This is a genomic window from Pseudomonas sp. LBUM1659, from assembly GCF_059716045.1.
This window is the reverse complement of record NZ_CP166797.1, coordinates 4,858,469-4,873,410: the sequence shown is the minus strand read 5'-3', so window position 1 is coordinate 4,873,410 and position 14,942 is coordinate 4,858,469. Positions and strand designations below refer to the sequence as shown.

Annotated in this window: 18 protein-coding genes and 1 pseudogene; 8 read left to right on the top strand and 11 right to left on the bottom strand. The window is 58.3% G+C overall.

Features of this window, described 5'->3' with window-relative positions; translation table 11 throughout:
• Nucleotides 1-22: 22 nt before the first annotated feature.
• Nucleotides 23-1,645, top strand: a complete 1,623-nt coding sequence (locus tag ACA048_RS22095) for a methyl-accepting chemotaxis protein (RefSeq protein WP_497626277.1) — start codon at nt 23-25, stop codon at nt 1,643-1,645.
• Between the two features lie 96 nt (nt 1,646-1,741).
• Nucleotides 1,742-1,972: pseudogene (locus ACA048_RS22090) on the top strand (hypothetical protein); the annotation flags it as partial.
• Here ACA048_RS22090 and ACA048_RS22085 read toward each other — a convergent pair.
• The 3 genes from ACA048_RS22085 to ACA048_RS22075 all read right to left on the bottom strand — a co-directional run bounded on the left by ACA048_RS22085 (nt 1,969) and on the right by ACA048_RS22075 (nt 4,859).
• Complete coding sequence (locus ACA048_RS22085) at nt 1,969-3,147, bottom strand: GAF domain-containing sensor histidine kinase (RefSeq protein ID WP_497626276.1); 1,179 nt, start codon at nt 3,145-3,147, stop codon at nt 1,969-1,971. The pseudogene ACA048_RS22090 and the gene ACA048_RS22085 overlap by 4 nt on opposite strands.
• A gap of 129 nt (nt 3,148-3,276) precedes the next feature.
• Complete coding sequence (locus ACA048_RS22080) at nt 3,277-3,582, bottom strand: PepSY domain-containing protein (RefSeq protein WP_497626275.1); 306 nt, start codon at nt 3,580-3,582, stop codon at nt 3,277-3,279.
• Between the two features lie 149 nt (nt 3,583-3,731).
• Nucleotides 3,732-4,859, bottom strand: coding sequence for a glycerophosphodiester phosphodiesterase (locus ACA048_RS22075; RefSeq protein WP_497626274.1), 1,128 nt, complete (start codon nt 4,857-4,859; stop codon nt 3,732-3,734).
• A 236-nt stretch (nt 4,860-5,095) separates the two neighbouring features.
• Between ACA048_RS22075 and ACA048_RS22070 the strand changes: the two genes are divergently transcribed.
• The gene (locus ACA048_RS22070) at nt 5,096-5,422 is read left to right on the top strand and encodes a DUF2025 family protein (RefSeq protein WP_497626273.1); all 327 of its coding nucleotides are present in this window, start codon (nt 5,096-5,098) and stop codon (nt 5,420-5,422) included.
• Nucleotides 5,423-5,490: 68 nt separating this feature from the next.
• On the opposite strand, the gene ACA048_RS22065 is transcribed toward ACA048_RS22070, so the two are convergent.
• Nucleotides 5,491-5,799, bottom strand: coding sequence for an antibiotic biosynthesis monooxygenase family protein (locus ACA048_RS22065; protein ID WP_497626272.1), 309 nt, complete (start codon nt 5,797-5,799; stop codon nt 5,491-5,493).
• Nucleotides 5,796-6,503, bottom strand: coding sequence for a CTP synthase C-terminal region-related (seleno)protein (locus ACA048_RS22060; RefSeq protein WP_497626271.1), 708 nt, complete (start codon nt 6,501-6,503; stop codon nt 5,796-5,798). Before ACA048_RS22060 ends, ACA048_RS22065 begins: the two co-directional genes overlap by 4 nt.
• A gap of 15 nt (nt 6,504-6,518) precedes the next feature.
• Here ACA048_RS22060 and ACA048_RS22055 point away from each other — a divergent pair, with 15 nt between their 5' ends.
• On the top strand, nt 6,519-7,460 hold the full coding sequence (locus ACA048_RS22055; RefSeq protein WP_497626270.1) for a LysR family transcriptional regulator: 942 nt from the start codon (nt 6,519-6,521) through the stop codon (nt 7,458-7,460).
• A gap of 7 nt (nt 7,461-7,467) precedes the next feature.
• Here ACA048_RS22055 and ACA048_RS22050 read toward each other — a convergent pair whose 3' ends face one another.
• Both ACA048_RS22050 and ACA048_RS22045 read right to left on the bottom strand, forming a co-directional pair.
• Nucleotides 7,468-8,001, bottom strand: coding sequence for a DUF1003 domain-containing protein (locus ACA048_RS22050; RefSeq protein ID WP_497626269.1), 534 nt, complete (start codon nt 7,999-8,001; stop codon nt 7,468-7,470).
• A gap of 120 nt (nt 8,002-8,121) precedes the next feature.
• Nucleotides 8,122-8,739, bottom strand: a complete 618-nt coding sequence (locus tag ACA048_RS22045) for a TetR/AcrR family transcriptional regulator (RefSeq protein ID WP_497626268.1) — start codon at nt 8,737-8,739, stop codon at nt 8,122-8,124.
• A 215-nt stretch (nt 8,740-8,954) separates the two neighbouring features.
• Between ACA048_RS22045 and ACA048_RS22040 the strand changes: the two genes are divergently transcribed.
• Nucleotides 8,955-10,013 (top strand): MBL fold metallo-hydrolase, encoded by a 1,059-nt coding sequence (locus tag ACA048_RS22040; RefSeq protein WP_497626267.1) that lies wholly within the window; start codon nt 8,955-8,957, stop codon nt 10,011-10,013.
• A 56-nt stretch (nt 10,014-10,069) separates the two neighbouring features.
• On the opposite strand, the gene ACA048_RS22035 is transcribed toward ACA048_RS22040, so the two are convergent.
• On the bottom strand, nt 10,070-10,387 hold the full coding sequence (locus tag ACA048_RS22035; RefSeq protein WP_077431414.1) for a helix-turn-helix domain-containing protein: 318 nt from the start codon (nt 10,385-10,387) through the stop codon (nt 10,070-10,072).
• 93 nt (nt 10,388-10,480) lie between these two features.
• Nucleotides 10,481-11,248, bottom strand: a complete 768-nt coding sequence (locus tag ACA048_RS22030) for an AraC family transcriptional regulator (RefSeq protein WP_497626266.1) — start codon at nt 11,246-11,248, stop codon at nt 10,481-10,483.
• 112 nt (nt 11,249-11,360) lie between these two features.
• Between ACA048_RS22030 and ACA048_RS22025 the strand changes: the two genes are divergently transcribed.
• Together ACA048_RS22025 and ACA048_RS22020 are read left to right on the top strand one after the other, a co-directional pair.
• Nucleotides 11,361-12,176, top strand: a complete 816-nt coding sequence (locus ACA048_RS22025; RefSeq protein ID WP_497626265.1) for a sulfite exporter TauE/SafE family protein — start codon at nt 11,361-11,363, stop codon at nt 12,174-12,176.
• Nucleotides 12,177-12,201: 25 nt separating this feature from the next.
• Entirely contained in the window at nt 12,202-12,897 is a 696-nt protein-coding gene (locus tag ACA048_RS22020) for a DUF6933 domain-containing protein (RefSeq protein ID WP_497626264.1), read from the top strand.
• Here the strand turns inward: ACA048_RS22020 and ACA048_RS22015 are convergent, their stop codons facing one another.
• Nucleotides 12,898-13,884, bottom strand: a complete 987-nt coding sequence (locus ACA048_RS22015; protein ID WP_497626263.1) for a hypothetical protein — start codon at nt 13,882-13,884, stop codon at nt 12,898-12,900.
• A gap of 272 nt (nt 13,885-14,156) precedes the next feature.
• Between ACA048_RS22015 and ACA048_RS22010 the strand changes: the two genes are divergently transcribed.
• Nucleotides 14,157-14,402 carry a type II toxin-antitoxin system Phd/YefM family antitoxin gene (locus ACA048_RS22010; protein ID WP_497626262.1) on the top strand — a complete coding sequence of 82 codons (246 nt, stop codon included), beginning with the start codon at nt 14,157-14,159 and terminating at the stop codon, nt 14,400-14,402.
• 265 nt (nt 14,403-14,667) lie between these two features.
• Here ACA048_RS22010 and ACA048_RS22005 read toward each other — a convergent pair whose 3' ends face one another.
• The gene (locus tag ACA048_RS22005) at nt 14,668-14,931 is read right to left on the bottom strand and encodes a colicin E3-like toxin immunity protein (protein WP_497629915.1); all 264 of its coding nucleotides are present in this window, start codon (nt 14,929-14,931) and stop codon (nt 14,668-14,670) included.
• Nucleotides 14,932-14,942: the final 11 nt, after the last annotated feature.

Below are 14,942 nucleotides of genomic sequence, written 5' to 3'. Positions count from 1 at the left end.
CCCCTGTCATGAGTATCACTCGATGCTGCAAAAATCCCTGAGAGCACAAATCCTCGCCTTGTTGAGCGGCAGCCTGCTGGCGATGTTGCTGATCGCTTTGGCTTGCTTTCACTTTCTGTCCAGCGGTGTTCAGAGCTACGCGAATCTGATCGATGGCCCGTTGCACACTTCCCAGTTGATCGATGAAGCCAACCTGCAATTCAAGGTGCAGGTTCAGGAGTGGAAAAACGTCCTGCTGCGCGGCAAGCAACCAGCGGACCTGGACAAATACTGGAAGCAATTCGAAGACCGTCAGCGCGATGTGCAAAGCATCCTCGGTGAACTGGCCGGGCAGAAGGGCATCGAGCCGCAACTCAAGACCCGCATCGAACGCCTGCGTGAAGAACACCGCTTGCTCGGCGCCGCTTACCAGAAGGGCCGCGATGCCTACGTCGCTGCCGGCGCCGACCCTACTGCTGGCGACACCGCAGTCAAGGGCGTGGACCGCGCGGCCAGCGATCAGATGAGCGAACTGGTCAGCGAGTTGCGCAAGCAGGGCACCGAGCAATCGAAGCTGATCAGTGCCGACGCCGACCGCACCGTGTTGCTGGGGATCATCGTGATGCTCGCCTCGGGCTTGCTGATCGGGCTGTTGAGCCTGTGGCTGGTCAACCGCAACCTGGTCGAACCGATTCGCAAACTGATCGAATACGTGGCGCAACTCAGCCAGGGCAAGTTCGCCGAACGCGTGGCCAGCACCCGTCAGGATGAGCTGGGCAAACTGGCGGTCGCCGCCAATACCCTGCGCGACTTCCTCGCTGAAACCTTCAGCCATTTGCAGCGCAGCGCCAAGGACCTGGACAGCGCCAGCGGCGAACTGAACTCCATCGCCAGCCTGATGGCGGGTGGCACCAACGAGCAGTTCAACCGCACCGATCAGGTGGCCACGGCGATGAACGAAATGTCCGCCACGGCGCAAGAAGTTGCCCGCCACGCCGCCGACGCCGCACGCGCTGCCGACGACGCTGACCAGTCCGCGCAGCAGGGCGAAAAAGTCATGCAGGGCACCATTCACACCATCACCCAGATGCGCGGCGAAATCGCCAACACCGCGACGGTCATTCGTCAGCTGGAAACCGACAGCGGTCGCATCGGCAAGGTGCTGGAAGTGATTCGCGGCATCGCCGAACAGACCAACCTGCTGGCGCTCAACGCCGCCATCGAAGCGGCCCGTGCCGGTGAAGCCGGGCGTGGTTTTGCGGTGGTCGCCGATGAAGTGCGCAGCCTGGCCCAGCGCACGGCAGCGTCTATCATCGAGATCAACCAGATCATCCAGACCGTGCAAACCGGTGCAGTGGACGCGGCGCAGGCGATTGAAAGCGGCCAGTCACGCAGTGAAGAAAGCGTGCAGCAAGTGACCGAGGCCGGCGCCATGCTGGAGCGGATCACCCAGGCCGTCGAAGCGATTCGCGACATGAACCGCCAGATCGCCACGGCTGCCGAAGAGCAGACCTCGGTCGCCGAGGACATCTCGCGCAACCTCACCGAGATCACCAGCATCGCCAGTACCAATCTGGACAACGTGCAACGCACCGAAGCGGCGAGCCACAACCTGCACGGGTTGTCGTCGCAGTTGAATGAAGTGACCGCGCGTTTGAGCGAGTAAGGCCAACGGCTGTGTACCGGCTCGCTTACCGAGTCGGTACACAGTCGATCTCAATTGTGCTCAAACCGTGTCGATGAGGGAGATACCCAGAACCCGCGCAAGCAAATCGCCGAATTGCAAAAGCAGATGCAGGAACAACAGCAGCAACTGCAAGCGGCCCAGGCGAAACAGGAAGACGCCGATGCGAAAGCGGCCGATGTGGCGGCCGCTCAGTCGCAGATTGCGACCACGGCGGGTTCGTTGCAGACGGCGACAGCGGCGTTGTTGCAGGCGTTGCAGGATTCCGATTCGAGCACGTCGGGTTCGCTGGTCAGTACCAGCGCTTAAGCCTGTACAGGCAGACTGAAGGTAAACGTCGTGCCCTTTGGCCCGGTCGACACTACGTCCAGTTTTGCGCCGTGGGACTGCGCAATTTGACTGGCAATGTACAAGCCCAACCCGAGGCCGGTCTGCGGAGTATCGCTGGCCGGTCGCGAGTAGGGGCGGAACAGATACGCCAATGCGTCTTCGGCAATCAGCCCGTGATTTTTTACGCTCAGTACGAAGTGTCCGTCCTTGACCTGCGCATTGACCTCGACCGGACCTTGGGGATCGCCGTGGGCTACCGCGTTCGCCACCAGATTGGACAGCAACTGGGCGACCCGCTCGCGGTCGCACGGGACGTTGTGCAAGTCGCCGATGGAAGATTTTATGACGCGGTCCGGGTGAACACTCTGAACCTCGGAAATCACATGCCGTAAAGCCGCGTCCAGATCCGCGCACGGTTCAATGTTGACCGGAATGCCCCGGCCAAAGGAGCCGCGAGCAAAATCCAGCACGTCATCGACCAGTCGGGTGGCGCGTTGGGCACTGGTGAGGATGTGTCGGGCCCGTTGCTGATTGGCCGGCTCCGGGAGTTTGCGCAGGAGCGTTTCGGCGCCGGCACTGATGGCGAACAACGGGTTGCGCAGGTCATGGCCGAGCACGGCGATGAACTGTTCGCGAAGTTGCGAGGTTTCACGTTCCTGCTTTAGCGCCGCTTCGGTGTGCTGCTGATTTTCTTCAGACTCGATTTGCAGCGCCAGCATCCGGGCGAAAGATTCCATGGTGCTCTGGATCGTGCTGGATTTGAGCAACGCAGGGTGGGGGTCAAGCGCGCAGATAGTGCCGAAAAAACGGCCATCGGTGCGGAAAATAGGCACCGAAATGTAGCTTTCGAACTGGTAAATACGAGGCGTGTGGTGATTGTGATAGAGCGGGTCTTCACTGGCCTTGTCGATCACCACCGACTGGTGGGCCAGACGAATTTCGTGGCACAAGGTCGTGACCACGTCCAGCTCACCGCCGACCTGCAAGCCGAAATTCAGTTGGTCGAGCACAGCGCACGCGGTCCAGGAGTCTTCGGTCACCCGCGCCACCGCGCAGAAGCGCAGGCCGGTCAACTCGCGGATCACCTGAAGGATCGCCGGCACCGCGCTGATCCGACCGATCGTGGCGATGTCTGCTGCCGCTGTTTGCCCCATATCGATCAATTCCTGCGTGGTGAACACCGTGGACCGATTCTAGCGGGCTGGCGGCGTGTTGGCGCGCTCTGAATTCCGGATGCGAAAAAGCCGCACGATTTGGCTAAATCGTGCGGCTTTTCAGGGGGATTAAGTGTCTTGCTTGTTGCTCAGTACTTTACCGGTCGCGGCATCGAAATCGACGTCCCATTCCACGCCTTCGGCGGTACGCAGTTCCACTTCGTATTCGTAGCCGTTGAAATGGTTGTCCAGATCCGTGTCGGTGATGGTCGCGCCCGGATGCAGTTTCAGCGCAGCCTGGTTCATTTCTTCCAGTGGCTTGATCGTGCCGCTCTTGACCAGCTCAGGGATCTGATCGACGCGAACGTCAGCCTGGGCCAGGCCAGCGGTGAGGGTCAGGGCTGCGGCGGTGAACAGGGCAGTCAACGTTTTCATGAAGTTCTTTCCTTGGATTGTTCCGTTTAAGTGGGGCCAGATTAGCCGGGGCAACTTAATTCATCCTTAAATCCAGCCATCGCCCACAAGTTCTGCACAAACCCTGTGGGAGCGTGGCTTGCCCGCGATAGCCGCACCTCGGTCCTGAATCAATACCCATTATTCTGCAGCAACTGCGCAACCGTCCCCGCCGCCGGCCGCTTGTAAAACTTCAACAACTCACTGGCGCGGTTAGTAAAGATCCCATCCACCCCGGCATCCATGACCTTCTGGTAATCCACCGCATCATCAATGGTGTACACGTGCACCAACAACCCCTGATCGTGGGTGAATTGGTTCATCCACGGCTGCACCAGGTCCGAGTAGCTCTGGTCGCCACCCTTGGTCAGGGCAGCGGAAGGGCCGGTGCCGATGGCGCCCTGAGCCTTGGCGTATTCGACCCATTGCTGGAATTCGGCTTTGTCTTTCGGTTCCTGTTTGGCGTAGTAAGTGGCTTTGTCCTTGTCGCCGGATTCGGCGAATGTCACCTTGGATTTCGGCTCGATGCTGCCTTCGCCAACCCACAACAGCAGGATCTTCGGCACTTTCGGCATTTCTTGTTGCAGCAGTTCGAGGCTGCTTTTTTCGAACGTTTGCAACACTACTTTGCCTTTGCCCTGACCGACCGCCAGATCACTCTTCGCCAGTTTCGAACCGGCCGGGCTCAGCCAGCCACGGTCCTGCAACTTGTCCTTGAGGTCGCGCTCGATGCCGGGGAATTGCTTCGGCTCTTTGGTCTCGATGTACAAGCCTGGCTTGTGCAGCGGATTGCCTTGGGCGATGTCGATGATTTCGTCCAGGGTCAGGATTTTCAGGCCCGCGTAGGAAGGACGCGCGCGATCCGGGTAAGCCGTGTTGAACCAACTGCCGGCATCGAGGGTTTTAAGCTCCGCGATTGTGAATTCGTTGGCCGGGCGGTCCTTGCGATCAGGGAACCTTGTGGCAACGTCGGTGGTGCGTTGCAGGTTGTTGTCGTGCAGGGCAAACAGCACGCCGTCCTTGCTGCGTTGCAGGTCCATCTCCAGATAATCGGCCCCTAGGTCGCGGGCCAGTTTGTAGGCCGCTGCGGTGGATTCCGGTGCATCGAAAGAGGCGCCGCGGTGGGCAATCACCGCCGGGTGCGGAATGCCCAAGCGGCTTGCCAGAGCGTTCGGGGCGGGCTCGCTGGCGGCCTGTGCCTGGCCGAGGCCGAGCATCAGACTCAGCAGCAGGGCGCTTTGGGTGAAGGTAACCGGCATGTCGAGATCCTTTCGCAGAGAGATTTTCAAAGACGTCTCTTTTAACAACTGAGCGCCCCTCGCGCTATCGCCAGACCGACATAAACGTGTTTAAAGCCCATTTTTTCAGCGCAGGTGTGCGCTGCTTTGCAGTACTCTTGGCCACGGCAGTTTCCCCGGCAGAGGGAAACCCGCGTCGTTTTCCTTGCGTGTAAACCATCGATCACCGGTCGGTAACGACCTTTTGTGAGGTTTATATGCGCATCACATCCGAACTCATCTGCCAGGCCGCCGACCAACTCAACGGCTTTGTCGGCCTCAACCGCAAGACGGGTCTTTACATTGTGCGATTCAGCGAAGACTCGTTCGGCATGGACGTGGCCGATGACGGCATTATTCCAGTGAACGAGTTTGTCTGGGCGCCGGGGCCGGATCAGGTCATGACGCTCAAGCGTGTGCTGATTCAGTTGCTGCTGGATCAGAACATTGATGACCGGATCAACATAACCGAGCCGTTGCGGGTGTATATGCAGCGGCGGGAAGTACCGGAGATTGTGGCGGTGCGGAGTCTTGTTCGGGGTTGATGATTTTGTGGTGACTGTACTGGCCTCTTCGACTTGCTCGCGAAGGCGGCCTAAGGACAGCGCAATTTTCACAGCTGAAACCGATAATCCCGCTCAACCCTGCACACCCGCGTATGACACGCCGCATACCAGGTCGAGCGCCCACGCTCACGAATCTCACTGTGCTCGGGATGATGTTTCCACGCCAGAATCGCCGCTTCACTGGCCCAGTACGAAACCGTAATCCCGAGCCCATCCTCGCCCCGAGCCGATTCCACACCGAGAAACCCCGGCTGCTCACGGGCCAGCTCCATCATGCGTTCAGCGGCCTCGGCGTATCCTTGATCACCTTCGGTGCGCACGGACGTAAAAATCACTGCGTAGTAAGGCGTCGTCATGGTTTCTGCCTCGCGCAAGCCTTGATGAAAGCACGGACCAGCGGCGGAACCGTACCCGTGAGCGCCGCACGTTCCGGTTGGAACAGCGTGGCGACAAAAAACGGATGCCCCGTGAGCTCAACCGCCCGCAAATCCCCCTGCGAATCATGGCCAACGGCGTGTAGCTGCTGGATCAAGAGTTCACGTTCGAACACAGGGTTCACACCGTAGCGGCAGCGATAGCCTTCGCGTATTTCAGTCGTTTCGTACGCGTTGGCGATCAACGAACCTTCAACTAAATGAATGCTGTCCACCGCTTCCACCAGCGAACAGGTCAGCGGCGTCAGGAGCGCCCGCGCGGCATCAGGATGTGTCTCGCCGTGTTCGGCATCTTCCCAACCCAACACATGGCGGGCGTACTCCAAAACGGCATGTTGAAACCCGCCACAGGTGCCGAGGAACGGACGCTGTTGCTCGCGGGCAAAACGGATCGACTGCAGCGCGCCATCCATGTCGCGGTAAGGGCTGCCCGGCACGCACCAGAAACCGTCGAAGTCTTGCAATGGTGTGTCGGCATTGATCTGGTCGGTGGCCAACCATTGGAATTTCACGTTCAGCTTCAGCTGTTCGGCGACCATGCCGAGGGCGACGGGAATGGCTTGGTGGGCGGTGACTTGAGGGTCGTAGTCACCCATCAGAGCGATGCGGATTGCTGTGGTTTCCATGAGTGCTCTCGACGCTTGTTGATTCCTGGCACCCACTATAGATTGGCGTTCACGCACTCAATATTGGCGTTATCCCAAGTGATCAATGCAGCGACGCACTATCGGCTGGACTATCCCGACCTCGCCCTGATCCTCGCCCTCGTGCGCGGCGGCTCTCTGGCCCGGGCCTCGAGCTTGTTGAAGGTCGACGTTTCAACGGTGTTTCGCGCCGTCCGCCGACTGGAAGCGGCATTAGGTCAGCAACTGTTCGAAAAGAGTCGCGCCGGATACCTGCCAACCACACTCGCGCAAACCCTGGCCGAGCAGGCCGAACGCGCGGAACAAGCACTGGACGCGGCGCGAATCGGTGTGGAGCAGGGCGGGGAAGTGATCAGCGGCACCGTGCGCCTGACGTGCACGGACTCGGTCCTGCAAGGTTTGCTGTTGCCGGCGCTGGCGCAGTTCATGCCGTCCTACCCGGCATTGACCATCGAACTCAGCACCTCCAACGACTTCGCCAACCTCAGCCGTCGTGATGCTGACATCGCCTTGCGCCTTACTCGTACACCGCCCGAGCATCTGGTCGGTCGACGTCTGGCGGATATTTCCTACCGGGTATGTGCCAGTCAGCGGTACCTGAAGTCTGTCGACCCTGAAGATTTGGCTTCTCTGACCTGGATCGCGCCTGACGATTTCCTGCCTGACCATCCCACCGTTGCCTGGCGGCGTCAGCACTTCCCGGGCGTCACACCGGCCTATCGCTGCAACAGCATGTTGTCGGTGACCGAGCTGGTGCGAGCCGGGTTGGGTGTTGCGGCATTGCCGGACTTTTTGATCGGCAACACGTTGCACCCGCTGACCGGTCCGTTGCACGGTTACGACACCGCGCTCTGGTTGCTGACCCGCCCGGACTGCCGCGCATTGCGCTCGGTGGTGACGCTGTTTGATGAGTTGGGGCGGGCGCTGCGATTGCCTTGAGCGAGTGTTAAACCTTGGGCGGCTCTTTGCGCACGAAGTGCTGATGCATTTCCGAGGTCAGGTTCTCGATGCGTTCGGTGAGGGTCTTGGTCATCTCTGTGAGCCGGGTGTTTTGTTCGAGCAACTCCAACAATTGCGCGTTGTTTTTTGCGGCTTCGGCCTGACGTTCGCTGTTGGCCACGGCGATGGCCTCACGGTGTTGCGCATCGGCTTCGGACTGCGCCTTGTCCCGCGCCGCCTGACGGGTCTGAGCCAGCAGAATCAATGGGGCGGCGTAAGCCGCTTGCAGGCTGAACGCCAGGTTGAGCAGGATGAACGGGTAGACGTCGAAATGGGTCACGCCAAAGATATTGAGGCACACCCACACCACCACGATCAGCGTCTGCGCCCCGAGAAAGGTCGGCGTGCCAAAGAACCGCGCGAAGGCTTCGGCGCGCAGGGCAAATTTGTCGTTGCCGAAAGTGGGCGCGAGGTGGGCGTGAGGGCGGTGGAAGCGTAAATGATCGACGACGGGTTTTGTGTCAGTGGTTGGGGTGGTCATGATGCTCTCTGCATGGCGCTGGGACTGACGCTCACTATAGCCCTCGCGCCAGTTTCACTCTGAAACACATTGCGCGATTGATTTAGCACCGAGCCATGCAGGGGAAGGGGCGGGACCGTGTCATTTTTCGCAGACCTGATAACAGGCCAGGAACATGTCCAGCGCCGACTCCACCACGGTGGTCTGCATCTGCGCTGACAGCCCCGGCAACCCCATGGAAATTTGCGGCCAGAACGCGAAGGATTTGAGCATTCCCTGGATCTGTTGGGCAGCAAAGGCGGGGTCGACCGGTTTCAATCGACCATCGGCCTGGGCCGTGCGAATCCAGACGGTCAGGTCTTCCTCACGCTCCCCCATTCTGGTGACCATGTTCTGCGCACGCTCGGGCGAATGGATGGTGGCGGCGATGGCCACCCGCGCCAGGTCGAGAAAATTGTCGTCACCGAGCATCTGCATTTTCGCCTGCAACATCACGCGCATCTGTTCGCGCAGCGGCAGGTCAGGGCGGTAGGACGTTTCGTGTCCTGCCGTCACCCTTGCCCACAGTTGATTGAGGATTTCGGCAAACAACTCTTCCTTGCTCGGGAAGTGGTTGTACACCGTGCGCTTCGACACGCCGGCAGTGGCGGCAATCTTGTCCATGCTGGTGATGTCGAAACCGTTGGCACGGAACTCGACAATCGCCGCCTGAATAATGGCTGCGCGTTTTCGGTCGGTGAGGCGCTGTGGAGCTGTCATAAGTACGCTTCGGCAGGAGGCAAAGGAAAATTACACTTGGTAGTTTACTTGCCATCGGCTTTGATGCAACCTAGAAACTACACTGTGCAGTGTAATGTTGAGTTAATCCTGCCCAGCGAAAGATAGATCGTCCGGCTAATGCGTGCATGCTTTGGCCATTTATCGTCCCACCGAGAAGAACTGCAATCTTGCGGTTTTTCTGGAGTCACTCAGTCATGGCCACTTCTACTTCCGCTACGGATAACGCCCCTACGCCTGAAGCTTCCCATCAGACAGAAGGGCGCTTTCAAAACCATGTGCCCGTGCAACGCGAAGGTGCTCACAAAATGCTGCGCATCATGTGGAACATGATCTTCCACAAACCACGCAACACCCGCCCGGCGGGGCCGGTGCCGGTACAAACCCTGACTCAGGCAGCGTTGATCGCAGCACCCAACCACAGCGTCTACCGCCTCGGCCACTCCACGGTCCTGCTGAAACTGCGGGACAAATTCTGGATCACCGACCCGGTCTTCGCCGAGCGCGCTTCACCCGTGCAATGGGCCGGTCCAAAGCGTTTCCACCAGCCACCGATCACTCTGGAAGAACTGCCGCCAATTGAAGCGGTGATCCTGTCCCACGATCACTACGACCACCTCGATTATCACGCGGTGCTCAAATTGGCGGACAAGGCCAAATACTTCCTCACCCCGCTGGGCGTCGGCGACACGCTGATCAAGTGGGGCGTGGATGCCAGCAAAGTGCGCCAGTTCGATTGGTGGCAGGGCACCGAGGTGGACGGTATCCAGTTCATCGCCACCCCGTCGCAACACTTTTCCGGCCGTGGTTTGTTCGACGGCAACAGCACACTCTGGGCCTCGTGGGTGATGATCGACGGCGATACGCGGATCTTCTTCAGCGGCGACAGTGGTTACTTCGATGGCTTCAAACGCATCGGCGAACAGTACGGCCCGTTCGACCTGACGCTGATGGAGACCGGCGCCTACAACGTTGAATGGCCGCACATTCACATGCAGCCGGAACAAACCCTGCAAGCACACATCGACCTCAAAGGACGCTGGTTACTGCCGATTCACAACGGCACCTTCGACTTGTCGATGCACGCCTGGTTCGAGCCCTTCGACCGCATTCTGGCGTTGGCCTGGGAGCGCAATGTCTCGATCACCACGCCGCAAATGGGCGAGGCGTTCAACGTAAGCTATCCGCAACGCGGGAGTGCGTGGTGGCTCGGGATGGACAGTGAGCGTGATCAGGTCACCGCGCAGAACGCTTGATACTCTGCAGTCGGGCCGCTCGTTAATCAGCGGCCGGCCCTCTCGTCACTGACCCCTCACTCAACCATCGCATAATCCGCCCGCCCGACCGGGTTCGGCGTAGACCCTTTCACATTCATCCCTCGACCCGGCGCAAACCCCGGGAAAAACACCAGCCCCTGCGCCTCAAAGCAATACGCCAACGCCAACCGGGTAACGTCCAGCACATCGCGTCTGGCCTCAAACCGCTCAATGGCCTCTACCGAAACCGCGGATTCCCGAGCCAGTTCATCAACACTCCAACCCAGCATCGCTCGGGCCTGGGCGCAGTGGGCCGGGGTGAATTGGAAGAGGGCGATACGTTCCAGGGTGATTTTCATCGCATGAGAGGCCATGGTGTTCTCCGGGCTCGAGAGTGCTGATTCAAAATATACTGTGTTTTTGTACAGTTGTTTTGCGCCCGGATCAAACTCATTTTTTGATGTGTGCTATTTCGAGGCTTCCATCCAGACGGACGGTGGCTGCCCCAGCACACGACGAAACATGGTCGAGAACGCCGCCGGGCTGTCATATCCGAAATCCAGCGCGATGCGCGTTACCGCGGACCCCGACGCCAACCGCGCCAGGGCCAGCACCACGCAGGCGCGCTGCCGCCATTGGCTGAAACTCAGATCGGTCTGTTGTCGGAACAACCGATTAAACGTCCGCAGGCTGATGTGCAATTGATCGGCCCATTGCTGCGGCGATTGGTGAGCATTCGGTTGCCGCAGAAACGCCTGACACAACCCCAGCAACCGCGCATCCACGGGCAGCGGAATGTGCAACGGCAGGTGAGTGCTGCGCGCCAGTTCGTGTAGCAGCAAGTCGATCAGCGCACCGTCACGCCCAGCCTCGTCATACACCAGCGGGATCTCCACCGCCTCCATCAACAGATGCCGCATCAACGGCGACACACTGATCACCTGGCAACGATCCCCCAGATCAACCGCAGCCGGTGCGATATACACACTGCGCGTACTCACCCCAAGCATCAGCACCTCATGCGCCATCCCCGGCGGAATCCACACCGCCCGCTGAGGCGGCACCACCCAATTGCCGTCATGCGTGCTGACCTGCATCACCCCGGTAGCGCCATACAACAACTGCGCCCGCCGGTGTGTATGACGAGGTAACAATTGGCCGTGGGAATAATCCGTCCCAATCGCCACCACCGGGCGAGGCGTGTCATCCAGCAAATCAATCGAAACATTGCGCATCGTGCAACTTCCAGCAGTTGGCGTAAACGCGAACATTATTGGCTGACTTGCTGAAGCAGGCCAAGGCGCATCGCTCTATCGTCGACCGCTTCCAACCAACGGACGACCCGCAATGTTTTATCTCCTGCTGACACTCTTCGGCTGCATGACCGGCATCACGGCAGTACTGTTCGGCTTCGGCGGCGGTTTCGTTGTCGTGCCATTGCTCTACCGCCTGCTCACCGCCAGCCATGGCGCCGACGATCCCATCGGCCAATCGGCGATGCACATTGCCGTGGCGACGTCGACCTGCGTGATGATCGTCAACGCACTGGTCGCCACCGGCAAACATCAGCGCGCCGGTAATCTCATTCGCCATTACCTGTGGCCGTTGGGCGGGTTCATTGGTTTGGGCGCGGTGGTTGGAGCGGTGGCCGCGATGTGGGTAAGTGGCGAGGTGATTCGTTATGCGTTCATCGCGTACCTGGGCGTGACCATTGTGGATTGCCTGGTTAGACGCGGTTTTCTTACGCGCACCGATAACGCAATCCCACGACGATTGGGCAGGGCGGAAGTGTCTGGCGGTGGCGTAGGCATTGGCGCTATCGCGACGTTTCTCGGCGTGGGCGGCAGCGTCATGACCGTGCCGTTGTTGCGACGTTGTGGGTTGAGCATGAGTCAGGCGACGTCCATGGCCAATCCGTTGAGCTTGCCGGTCGCTGTGGCCGGGACGGTGACTTACATGGCCATGGCGGGGTTCAGCGAGTTTGACCTGGGATCGTGGTTTATCGGTTATGTGGATTTGCTGGCGTTTGCGGTTTTGACGATGGGATCGTTGCTGGGGATTCGATTGGCCACACCCTGGATCGGGCGGATTCCGGATCGAGTGCATGCGCGGGTTTATGTGGGTTTGCTGGTTTTGGCGATGCTTGGTATATGGTTTAAATAACTGCAACGACTCTCGAGAACCATGGATGTTGATCTTTAACTGCACCGAAGCGGCCAGTAAATTTTTCAGCCGCGTATACAAGGGCAAAACAATCACGCCGGTAGAGGCCCAACCGCCATCGCCCACGCCTGAAGAAGATGAATGGGGGGATTCTGCGGAACAGTGGCTGGTCCATGCGATCACCGTTCAGCGCAAGCACGTACTGTTCGTCATTCACATCAAAACGCGCTACTGCATGATTTTCGCGGATGCGAAAAAAGCCGATGTTGAAGGATTTATCCATCGGTTTACGGAGCGCTGGATCTACGGCCTGATTCATCACGCGGGGCAGCACGATATTCTTCAATGGGTCGATGATGAGCCCATGATGGCGCGATACGAAGAGAACTGCCGGCAGTACGCGCTGTACAAACGCAGGCACCGTGGTGCGCAAAAACACATCGATGAAATCGCCTGGATCTTCCAGGGCTTCGCCGCCGAGTGGGGCACTCTACCGCCGGATGAGTTCGCCGCTGGACGCTTCGATGCGCAGATGAACGACACCCTTCGAAACAGCAAGGGTTACAAAGATTATTACGCCCCTGACGAGGAGATGATGGCGCACTGGTTACGTCAATACTGTGGGCTTGATGAGCAAGGCATCCAGGCTGCACGTGATCGGCGCAAAGACGTGAGACAGGAGTTTCGTGAACTGGAGAGGCAGCTTCAGCAGGACCGATAACTAGCTGTCCAACCCTGGCGCTTCCCGAACAATGAAGTGATCCAGGTTCTCAATATTCGCACTGAACACCCCGAACGTCTGCTCGGGGTTTTTCTTGCTCGGCACCTGCTTTAACTCCGGCGTCACGCCATAAAAGAAGCAATACAACTCCTTTCCGCTCTCGATGGCGTGCTTGATCTCTTCCAGAAACGCTTTGCGCTTGCGGTAGTTGTCGATCAGCTTCTTGCTCAAGTAAACATTGACCGAATAAGGCTTCTTCTTCGCCTCATCCGCCTGCTTGAACCAGACCTTCTGTTCGAAATCGATGCGAAAGCTCTGGGTGTAATCCTTGATCTCCTTGATCTTGCCCCAGTAAATCAGCCCCTTGTTGTCCTGCAGATACTCGATCTTCTTGAAGAAAGAACCGTAAGGCGCTGTGTGCTCGCCAATCTTCAGCGGCATGCGCTTGAGCAGCTCCTTGTCCTCGAAGTTCGAGACAAAACACTCCACCGGGTGGGCGAAGACACTGGTCTTGTCCGGAGCCGTTTCGCGGTTCGGGAGCTCTATGTGGCTGTCCGTCGAAACGGTTTTCGGGATGTCTCTAACCTCATCCGCCGGCCCCGCCGGGTTCGACGGATGACGCACATACTGACGTCGGGTCAGTAACAATTCCGACGGGAAATGCTCCTCGCGGCTGTCATCCGTTTCCGCACCGTCCACGTCTACACCAGACGCTGAGGCTTTGAGACTGACATAGGGGCAATCCGCTACGTGCCGGGTGCTGGGTGTGTTCTTGAAGTGTGGGGTGCGGACGTAATTCACGTTTTTTGCGTTGAATGTTGTCAGCACGTTGGCTGCACCGAATGCCGCCCTGCAATTGTCATTGGGGCATTGAAAGTGTTCTTTGGCTGAATCGAACGCCATGGTCTCGTCGAAATTCAGATCGCGCACGTCATAGATCGACAGCTTGTCGTCGAGGCTGAGGCAGTAGGCGAGGTCGAATTTCATGACGGGCTCGGGTCCTTGAGTGGGGAAGGGTATTAATAGCGGGAGCCGGGGCGGGTTGCACTGACTGTTTTCAAAATACCTAAAAATCTGCGGCAACCCACCAAACCTGTGGGAGCGAGCCTGCTCGCGAAAAACCCAAGAACACCGCCAGACATCTGGATTGACGCATTATCGTTCACACACTTCAACGGAACACCGCCAAGAGCAGGCTGGCCATGGCTATCGAAACTCTCAGGCTTCAGCTAGCGTGCATAAATCTATGGAGGTGCCATATGACTGAACGGCTACAAGTAAACATGCACGAAGCACAATCCCAACTCTCTCAACTCGGCGAACGTACCTGGCGTGGAGATACGGTTGTTATCGTCAAGGACGGCAAGCCTTATCTGAATCTGCTGCCTCATGTCGAAATTTCTCAGGCACGTAAACCTGGACGATTGAAGGGCAAAATTCGAATGTCTGCGGATTTTACAAAGACTCCCGAAGACATCATTGATGGGTTTGACGACAGCTGGTGACAGGCCGATGACCCAGCACCGGGAACAGATCCTGCCGCAGATTTCCTTGTGGGCGAGACCGCTTGCGATACGTAACATCACCACATTCCCCAAACCGACCGCTAGCAGCGGCGAGGCCGCTTGCCCCCGTCGGTCTTCAAAGCAGTCGGGGATCCCGCAAACACGAGCTGACGAGTTGTGTTTCGCACTAAGTGAAGAAACGAGTAAACAAAACCCGATCAGGAAACTGGTCGGGTTTTTTGTGTTGAATTTTTCAGTCCATCTATCACTTCGATTGCCACTTGTCTCGATAGACGAACGCTACTTGGTAGTCATAGGAGAGCAACTGAATGGCATGGTGGAAATGGGGTTGAAGAGTGCTGACCCAGTCGGGGGATACGTTGAAACCGCCATTGTTTACGTTGTTTTCAATGGGGATGCCCAGTGCTTTGATAACAGAACCATCATCGCCAAAGTCTTTCGATAACTCCTCCCCTTCGCCCATCTCGGTCCGTTTGTCATACCATTCAAGTCTGATTTTCAGTCCCATAACGTCTTCAC

Excerpts from the sequence above, each read along its gene's own strand:
- ACA048_RS22095 (WP_497626277.1), top strand. The coding sequence starts at position 23 with ATGCTGCAAAAATCCCTGAGAGCACAAATCCTCGCCTTGTTGAGCGGC.
- ACA048_RS22085 (WP_497626276.1), bottom strand. The coding sequence starts at position 3,147 with ATGGGGCAAACAGCGGCAGCAGACATCGCCACGATCGGTCGGATCAGC.
- ACA048_RS22080 (WP_497626275.1), bottom strand. The coding sequence starts at position 3,582 with ATGAAAACGTTGACTGCCCTGTTCACCGCCGCAGCCCTGACCCTCACC.
- ACA048_RS22075 (WP_497626274.1), bottom strand. The coding sequence starts at position 4,859 with ATGCCGGTTACCTTCACCCAAAGCGCCCTGCTGCTGAGTCTGATGCTC.
- ACA048_RS22070 (WP_497626273.1), top strand. The coding sequence starts at position 5,096 with ATGCGCATCACATCCGAACTCATCTGCCAGGCCGCCGACCAACTCAAC.
- ACA048_RS22065 (WP_497626272.1), bottom strand. The coding sequence starts at position 5,799 with ATGACGACGCCTTACTACGCAGTGATTTTTACGTCCGTGCGCACCGAA.
- ACA048_RS22060 (WP_497626271.1), bottom strand. The coding sequence starts at position 6,503 with ATGGAAACCACAGCAATCCGCATCGCTCTGATGGGTGACTACGACCCT.
- ACA048_RS22050 (WP_497626269.1), bottom strand. The coding sequence starts at position 8,001 with ATGACCACCCCAACCACTGACACAAAACCCGTCGTCGATCATTTACGC.
- ACA048_RS22045 (WP_497626268.1), bottom strand. The coding sequence starts at position 8,739 with ATGACAGCTCCACAGCGCCTCACCGACCGAAAACGCGCAGCCATTATT.
- ACA048_RS22040 (WP_497626267.1), top strand. The coding sequence starts at position 8,955 with ATGGCCACTTCTACTTCCGCTACGGATAACGCCCCTACGCCTGAAGCT.
- ACA048_RS22035 (WP_077431414.1), bottom strand. The coding sequence starts at position 10,387 with ATGGCCTCTCATGCGATGAAAATCACCCTGGAACGTATCGCCCTCTTC.
- ACA048_RS22030 (WP_497626266.1), bottom strand. The coding sequence starts at position 11,248 with ATGCGCAATGTTTCGATTGATTTGCTGGATGACACGCCTCGCCCGGTG.
- ACA048_RS22025 (WP_497626265.1), top strand. The coding sequence starts at position 11,361 with ATGTTTTATCTCCTGCTGACACTCTTCGGCTGCATGACCGGCATCACG.
- ACA048_RS22020 (WP_497626264.1), top strand. The coding sequence starts at position 12,202 with ATGTTGATCTTTAACTGCACCGAAGCGGCCAGTAAATTTTTCAGCCGC.
- ACA048_RS22015 (WP_497626263.1), bottom strand. The coding sequence starts at position 13,884 with ATGAAATTCGACCTCGCCTACTGCCTCAGCCTCGACGACAAGCTGTCG.
- ACA048_RS22010 (WP_497626262.1), top strand. The coding sequence starts at position 14,157 with ATGACTGAACGGCTACAAGTAAACATGCACGAAGCACAATCCCAACTC.
- ACA048_RS22005 (WP_497629915.1), bottom strand. The coding sequence starts at position 14,931 with ATGGGACTGAAAATCAGACTTGAATGGTATGACAAACGGACCGAGATG.